Consider the following 7,882-nt stretch of genomic DNA (forward strand, 5'->3'; position numbering starts at 1 on the left):
ACGGGCAGGGCCGGACCGTCTACGACTGGCGCCACTACCTGGCCGTGGTCCAGCGCAAGCCCGGTGCCCTGCGCAACGGCGCGCCCTTCGCCGAACTGCCGGAGGCGTTCCGGCAGCTGCAGCGTCAGCTGCACGGCAGGTCCGGCGGCGACCGGGAGATGGTGGAGATCCTTTCCCTGGTGCTGCAGCATGACGAGCAGGCCGTGCTGGTCGCCGTGGAGATGGCGCTGCAGGCCGGGGCCGCCAGCAAGACCCACATCCTGAACCTGCTGCACCGGCTGACCGATGGCACAGCCCCCCAGGTGCCGCCGATCGAGGCGCCCCAGGCCCTGGTGCTGGCGCAGGAGCCCAAGGCCAACGTCGCCCGCTACGACAGCCTGCGCCCAAGGCAGGGAGGTCGCCATGCGTCATGACCCGGCGGCCGCCGCCATCACCATCATGCTGCGCAGCCTCAAGATGCACGGCATGGCACAGGCCGCAGCCGAACTCACCGAACAGGGCGCGCCTGCCTTCCAGAGCGCGATCCCCATCTTGTCGCAGCTGCTCAAGGCCGAGATCGCCGAGCGCGAGGTCCGCTCCATCGCCTACCAGCTCAAGGCCGCACGCTTCCCCACCTACAAGGACCTGACAGGCTTCGACTTCTCTGGCAGCCAGCTCAATGAAGCCCTGGTGCGCCAGCTTCACGCCGGTGCCTTCATGGACAGCGCCGACAACGTCGTACTGGTCGGTGGACCGGGTACCGGCAAAACCCATGTGGCCACCGCCCTCGGCGTCCAGGCGGTCGAGCATCACCGCAAGCGCGTGCGGTTCTTCTCCACGGTGGAGCTGGTCAACATGCTCGAGCAGGAGAAAGCCACCGGGAAGGCCGGGCAGATCGCGGCCCGCCTGCTCCATGCCGATCTGCTGATCCTCGACGAGCTGGGCTACCTGCCGTTCAGCGCCTCAGGCGGTGCTCCGCTGTTTCACCTGCTCAGCAAGCTCTACGAGCAGACCAGCGTCATCATCACCACCAACCTCAGTTTCAGTGAATGGGCGGCGATCTTCGGAGATGCCAAGATGACCACCGCGCTCCTCGACCGGCTCACCCACCACTGCCACATCCTGGAGACCGGCAACGACAGCTTCCGCTTCAGGAACAGCTCCGCCACCCAGGCCCATCGCGAAAGGAAACCACAGCCGACCTGACGAGATCTGAAAACCCTGCACCCACAACCCGGGTCAGATCCTCGTGGCAACCCCGGGTCAGGTCTCAGTGGCAATCAACACCTGGATCTCGACCCGCAGCGCCGCCTCCTAGTGGTGCGATCGACGTAGTTGGTTCCCCAGGACGCATCGTAGCGCGGGAATCCTTTCCATTGATCACACCACTAGCCATCCCCCGAAGTCTGGCAGGCGACCGCCCGCTGCCTGAAGACCAGAAACCCGGCACCGGAGGCATCGCCTCAGCCGCGAAGCGCGGACGCCTCGCCGGTGCACAGGAAGTGGGCGGCGGCCCGCCAGCGGCCCGGCGCCATCATGGTGAAGATGGTCCGGTCCGCGCGCCATGCCTCGACCCTAGCCTCGGCCGCGAGAGCCAGGAACGCGCGCTCTACCTTGCCGTAGAGTTCAACGTCCTCAACTGCGGCGGTCACGAGCGCCCGGCCCTCGCGCGTGTCGAGGTGAGGCCAAACTAGGGGAACGATCGCCTGGATGCGGCTGTCGAGGGCCATGTGCACCTCGGACACATCGGCATCGCGGATGTCGAGCCAGAACAGGCGTGCGTACTTAGGCCCGAAGCCGCTGAACGGCTTCGGGGACTTGCCGCCGGGCGGAGCGAAGAAGGCCACCTTGGCGCCCGCGCCCTCCAGGAAACGCAACCGAGCCTGCGCGGCCGCAAGCCCCTCCGGCGATCCCACCTCGGCGAAGGCGCGCAGCAGGCGCCCGACCCGCCAGTTGTCCTCCCGCCGGGCGCCGACGAGGGCGATGAGGCGGGCTTTCCTGGCATCGGGTCCGAGCGCGCTCAGCGAGGCGTGATCCCAGGGCAGCTCTGCAGACTTCCTCACGAACTTCTCGTAGGTGGTCACGCCCTGAACCGTGGTGTGAGTCCGCACGAGGCCACGCCAGAGAAAGTCCGGCATCTCGCCCTCCTTCCGGGCCTTGGCGTCGGCCGCATCTACCTCCTGGTGAAGCTCGGGCGCGAGGCTGCGGTCCGCCATCAGGGCGAGCAGCCGCTGGCGCCTCGCCGGGTCTGCCGCATCCCTTCCAATGAGCTTGTCCAAATCGAGCTTTGGAAACTGTGCGGCTTGCGCCATTGGATCCCCCTGCGGCGCGCGGCGCCGAAACGACCCCTCTCGCTTAGCGCATCCGAAGGCGGGGCGGCAGCGCGCCTCCTCCACAACCTACATCGCGCATTCCACCGCGGGGACGGCGGGCGGTGTCCGGCGACAGGAAACCGCGTCGAACTAGTGGTGCGATCGACGTAGTTGGTTCCCCAGGACGCGTCATAGCGCAGGAATCCTTGGCATCGATTACACCACTAGATCGCGGCGCTTGCGAGGTTCCCGTCGACGGTCAGCGCCGCCGCGTCCAGCTCGAAGCGCTGTCGGTCCTCCTCCGCGACGAGCCCTTCCACCTCGCGGCGGGTGCCACCGAAGAGGTTGGGGGCGTAGCTCACCTCCACGCGGCCGGTGTGCAGCGTGTAGGGCGGGAAAGCGCCCCCGGCGCCATTGGCCGGGATCGGTTCCGCCTTCTGGCGGGCAGAGTTTAGGCCCAGCCCTAGCGTCGGCCAGAAGCCGCCGCGCCCGGCGGCGGAAAGCGCTCGGCTCTGCCGCAGCGTGGCGCGCGCGGCCTCGAGGTCGGCATTGTTGACAAAGGCCTCTGCGACGAGGGCGTCGAGTTCCGACGAGCCGAAGGCGCGCCACCATTCGGCGGCCACCAGCGCGCTGGGCGATGCCACCGGCGCTGCCCGTGTCGGTGGTGGCCGCCACCAGCGGCGCCGGGCGGTACCCCGCCGCGTCCGGCGCGGCGGGCCGTGCGAAGTCGAGGTCGACGGCGCAGCCCACGAGCAGCGCCAGGGCGGTGCCCGCCAGAAGGATTCGACAGTTCAGCATGGCAGGGGGTCATTAGCAGTACGACGGAACGACCACGCCCGATTCGGCGGCGCGGGATGCCGCCTTTCTCCGGCGCTCCCTCAGGAAACGGCATGGCCTACCGTGGGTTGATCCCGAGGGCCACGCGGCGTAGCTCCTGCAGGGGGCAAAGGGAGAAGGACATGGGTCGGGACAACGACCTGAGGACGCTGCGCTACTGGCGCGACGTCGAGGCGCTGACCGCTCCCTCCGTCGAGGACGAGGCCGACGGCCCCGAGGACACCGTTCGCCACGTGCGCGACGGCGCGCTGCCTTGGGAGCGGGGGCAGCGGATCCCCAACCCGGCGGTCCACTTCGTGCGGTTCGGGATTGTCCCACGGGGAGACTACGACCGGGCGCTGCGCGGGCTGCTCGGTGCCGCGGAGCTCGAGGACCGCGACGACGGCCGCCGGGCGAAGACGGGGCCGCTGACCTTCCTCGGCGTCCTCGAGGTCGGCCCGAACCTGAAAGAGGTCGAGTTCCGGCCGGACGCACACTTGGCGGCGTTCGCCGTCCACTTCGCCGAACTCGCGGGTGCCAACGTCTCCGGCTACCACGACCGCCTGTTCGAATTCTTCGAGGAGCAGAAGCGGCTCCTGGCGGAGCGGAGGCGGGAGCCGGGGAACGAGGATGACCCGGTTGGGATGGACTTCGTCCGCGCCATGGCCAGGAAGGCCGCGTCACTGCTGGGCGCGCCGCCACCGGTCGGCGGCGCGGTCGAGGCCGTCGTGGTCAGCAGAGCTTTGGTCGACCGCGAGGGACGCAGGCGAAATCCTGAGCTGCCGCCGGTCAACGGCTTCTATTACGACGACCTGTCCGCAGCGATCGACGCCGCCTCTCGCGGCGCGCCATGCGGCCTCGTCGCCGGGTACCTGCGCGACGGCCGTGGCCAGGGCCGCCGCGACTGCCTGCGGCCCGAGGAGATGCGCCACGCGCTCGACCTCGCGCGTCTGCCGGACGGTCGCTGGCCGAGCGAGTTCCCGCTGACCCTGATGCAGCAGGTCGCGGTCAACGAGGGGCTGGCCCGCCTGTCGGACGGCGGGATTTTCTCCGTCAACGGCCCACCAGGTACCGGCAAGACGACGCTTTTGGCGGACATTGTCGCCACGGTCGTGGTCGAGCGGGCGCGGCTGATGGCGGAGTTCCGCTCCCCCGCCGCCGCGTTCCGCGAGGTCGGCCGGTCCATGGCCGACGAAGAGGGGTTCACCCCGGACTCCCGGTTCCGCGACTTCACCATCGTGGTGGCCAGCAGCAATAACGGCGCCGTCGAGAACGTCACCCGAGAGCTGCCAGACGCGGCGAAGATCCCGCCTGCGCGCCGCGCCGACTGCGCCCGGTTCACGGAGACTGCCGCCGCGCTGTTGAACCGACGCCTCAAGGCGGAGGACGAGGACGCTGAGGCGGAGCCGGTCAGGCCCCGGGAGGCATGGGGGCTGATCGCCGCTGCCCTGGGGAACAGAGCGAACCGTGGCGCCTTCTGCGCCGTTCTCCGCGCTAAGGAGAAGGTGCCGCCCGGCGAGGATGGCTCGCGGCCCAGGCGCGACGCGCCGTCCAACATCTTCCGTCAGCTCGGTGAACTCGGGCGCCTCGACTGGGCTGCGGCGAGGACGGCCTTTCAGACCGCCCTGGCCGAGGTGCGACGCCTGAAGGACGAGATTGCCGAGCATGAGCGGCAGATTGAGGCCGCCGCGCGGGCAGACGCCGAGGCGGAGGCGGCGGGCGAGCGCCACCGCGCCGCCGAGAAGGACGCTGAGGCCGCACGCCAGGATGTCGCGGCCATTGAGGGCGACCTCGCGGCCGCCCGGGAGATCCTGGCAGCGGCTGATCGTGACGTGGATCTGAGCAGGCCGGGGCTCTTGGCGCGGATGCTCGCGGCCCTCCGACTGTCGCGGGCCGCCACCACGGCCCGCGAAGCGCACGAGGAGATAGTGCGCCGCCGCGCCGAAGCGTCCGCCGCCTTCCAGGCTGCGGTGGCCCGCGGGCGCGAGGCGTCCAGGCGCCTTCGGGAGGCGGAGGCGGCCGTGGCTGCCGGGGCGGCGGACAAGGCGGCGCTGAAGCGGGCGGCGGACGAAGCGCGGCGCGTGGCCGAGTGCATCGCCGAGGCCCACGGCGGGATCGCCGACATCGCCTCGACCCTGGAACTGCCGCGAGAACGCATGCACCAGCGGCTGCCCCGCAGCAGCAATGCGTTGGACGCCGCGCGGGCTGAGGTGTTCGTCCGCGCGCTGGGCGTCCACCAAGCATTCATCAGCGGGGCCACCCGGCAGTTCAGGCGCAACCTGAGCTTGGCGCTCAAGATGGTGGGCGGCGAGATCAGGCCAGAGCCGTCCGCAGCGCTCGACCTGTGGGCCACGCTGGCTATCCTGGTGCCGGTCTTCTCCAGCACCTTTGCCTCCTTCGGGCGCTGCTTCGCTAACGTGCCCGCGGGCGGCATCGGCTGGCTGATCGTGGACGAGGCTGGGCAGGCCGTGCCGCAGCACCCCGTCGGCGCCCTGATGCGGGCAAAGCGCGCACTCGTGGTGGGCGACCCGTTGCAGGTCGAGCCGGTGATCACCCTCGATGAGGAGGTGGACCGGCGGCTGCACGAGCGCCGCGGCGCGCACCCCGTCCACCGCTCGACCGCGACGTCGATGCAGGTGCTGGCTGACCGGAACAACACCTTCGGCACCTTCATCGCGGGCGGCGACGAAGAGGTCTGGGTCGGCTCGCCGCTGGTGGTGCACCGTCGCTGCGTAGAGCCGATGTTCTCCATATCGAACACCATTGCCTACGGCGGCGGCATGGTGCTGGGGGACGGCAAACCCGAGCAGGAAAGGCGGATCACGGAAGGCGACCCGGCCCACAGTGTCCTGCCGCGACCGCTGCTCGGGCCGAGCCGCTGGATCGACATGCTGACTGACCGGGGCGGCGACGGCCACTTCATGCCCGCTCATGCCGAAATGGCGGCGGCCATCGTCCGCGAGTTTATGGTCCGCGGCTGGGCCGAGGGGGCGAGGCCGGACAGGCTGCCAGACCTCTACGTCATCTCGCCCTTCCGGACCGCGGCGGACGGCCTGCGCCGCCTGCTCTCCTCGCGCCGAGGCTGGTGGGCACCCGGCGTCCCCCGAAAGGCCGTGGACACTTGGCTGCGCGCCTGTGTCGGCACGGTGCACACCTTCCAGGGCAAGGAGGCGGAGGCGGTCGTCCTGCTGCTTGGCGGCAAGACGCCGGGCGCGATCCGCTGGGCGGCGGGCACGCCCAACGTGTTGAATGTGGCGGTGACCCGGGCGAAGCGGCGGCTCTACGTCGTCGGCGACTGGGACGCCTGGATGCGCGAGCCGCGAGTCCGCTCAGCCATGGGCGGCATTGAGGGGTTCCGCTCGTCGGCTGAGGCGATGCGGGCCAGCTTGGAGGCATCGCTAACCCTGGCTCCTTCGCTTGCCCGGCATGCTGGTCCAGCGCCCGCGCGCGATCTGAGTGGGTCGCGCTCGTAGGCGGCGGATCCCCCGCTGTGGAGTTCTCCGTGGCCAGATCGCCCGCGCGGCTGCGGCATAAAGCGCCGGGGCTGGACACGGCCGCGCGGAGCGATCCGGCAGGCCAGTGCCATCGCCCTGCTGCCGCGGCGGCGCGGCGCCGCGCGTTGGAGCCGGTGGCTGAGGTGGCATCCGTCTGCCCAGCACTTGACCTCGAGCGTCGGCACGGGCTGGCTTGCGGCCCTCCCGTCAGGGTGAACCCTCGCGGACCTGAAGCCAGGCCAGGAAAACCGGGCCGTACTCCCTTGCCGCCCCATCACGCTCCCGCTGTAACCTGACATATAGAGGGACAGCGGGATGGCTAGCCGTCCGGTTCTAGGGCAAGCCCGGCGCATGACTCAGTCCGTCACCTCCCGGTCGTCCCCGATCCGGTCGGCCGCCGACCTCCTCCGGGGCGATTACCGACCCGCCGAGCACGGCGAGGCCATCCTGTTCCTGGATATCGACGGGGTCCTGCTCTCGGGCCGCGCTTGGCTGCTGCCGGTGAACCGGCGCCTGCAGGGAGCGGGCGCAAAGTTGACAAGGCAGGAGGCGAGCAAGCTGATCGGCCGTGAGGCGGTGTTCGACGCCTGCGCGGTCGCCTTGGTCAGCCGGATCTGCGAGGCGACCGGCGCCCGCATCGTGGTCGCCAGTTCGTGGCGGTACACCGTTGGCTACGAGCAGACCCGGGCGAAGCTGCTGGAGCAAGGATTGCCGGAAGCCCTCCTGCATGAGGATTGGGCCTGCCCGGTGAGTGGCTCCGACACGCCAGACAAGGCTGCCGACATCAAGCGCTGGCTCAAGGAGCACGGCGTCACCCATCCGACCGGCTGGCTGGCGCTCGACGACGAGGACATCGTGCCCGGCGCCACGATCAGGACCGACGCCCTGGATGGGCTGGGCGCCAGGGAGGCCGCGGCGGCTGTCCGGTACCTGGGCGGCACCGACCCGGGGCTCGGCGTCCGTACCGTGCCCGATGGCGATATGGAGTTGGTCCTCCAAGCCTTCCGCGGCGACCGCATTGCTGCCTGCCGGTGGCTGGAAGGAGTCGATGCCCGAACCTCGCGTGGCCAAAGACCTTCCGCCCTCCTCGCGAGGGGGCAACGAGACGAGGCAGTGAGGCAACTGTCAGCATTGATAGGTGCCGACGACATAAGCTAGGCGGCGTGGACAAAGCTGATCCATAGGCGGATGGCAGCGAGTTGGACAAATCCGAGGAAACTGCTGGCGGTGTGGTCGTAGCGGGTAGCGACGCGGCGGCAGTTCTTCAGGCGGTTGATGCAG

The 7,882-nt window shown here is 70.0% G+C and carries 5 protein-coding genes and 1 pseudogene; 4 read left to right on the forward strand and 2 right to left on the reverse strand.

The features are described 5' to 3' along the window. Positions 1 to 413: pseudogene (locus CR165_RS23800) on the forward strand (IS21 family transposase); the annotation flags it as partial. After that, positions 403 to 1,185 carry an IS21-like element helper ATPase IstB gene (istB, locus tag CR165_RS23805; protein WP_109519374.1) on the forward strand — a complete coding sequence of 261 codons (783 nt, stop codon included), beginning with the start codon at positions 403 to 405 and terminating at the stop codon, positions 1,183 to 1,185. The pseudogene CR165_RS23800 and the gene istB, both read left to right, overlap by 11 nt. 257 nt (positions 1,186 to 1,442) lie before the next feature. On the opposite strand, the gene CR165_RS23810 is transcribed toward istB, so the two are convergent. Together CR165_RS23810 and CR165_RS23815 are read right to left on the reverse strand one after the other, a co-directional pair. Beyond that, positions 1,443 to 2,291 (reverse strand): hypothetical protein, encoded by an 849-nt coding sequence (locus CR165_RS23810; protein WP_109519375.1) that lies wholly within the window; start codon positions 2,289 to 2,291, stop codon positions 1,443 to 1,445. 224 nt (positions 2,292 to 2,515) lie between these two features. Then, a complete protein-coding gene (locus CR165_RS23815) occupies positions 2,516 to 2,935 on the reverse strand; it encodes a TolC family protein (protein WP_109519376.1) in 420 nt (139 codons plus the stop codon). Positions 2,936 to 3,250: 315 nt separating this feature from the next. On the opposite strand from CR165_RS23815, the gene CR165_RS26090 reads away from it, so the two are divergent. Further along, entirely contained in the window at positions 3,251 to 6,580 is a 3,330-nt protein-coding gene (locus CR165_RS26090) for a DEAD/DEAH box helicase (protein ID WP_181378356.1), read from the forward strand. Between the two features lie 372 nt (positions 6,581 to 6,952). Then, complete coding sequence (locus tag CR165_RS23825; protein WP_109519378.1) at positions 6,953 to 7,759, forward strand: HAD domain-containing protein; 807 nt, start codon at positions 6,953 to 6,955, stop codon at positions 7,757 to 7,759. Positions 7,760 to 7,882: the final 123 nt, after the last annotated feature.

It is taken from the genome of Teichococcus aestuarii, from assembly GCF_003116135.1.
Classification (GTDB): Bacteria; Pseudomonadota; Alphaproteobacteria; order Acetobacterales; family Acetobacteraceae; genus Pseudoroseomonas; species Pseudoroseomonas aestuarii.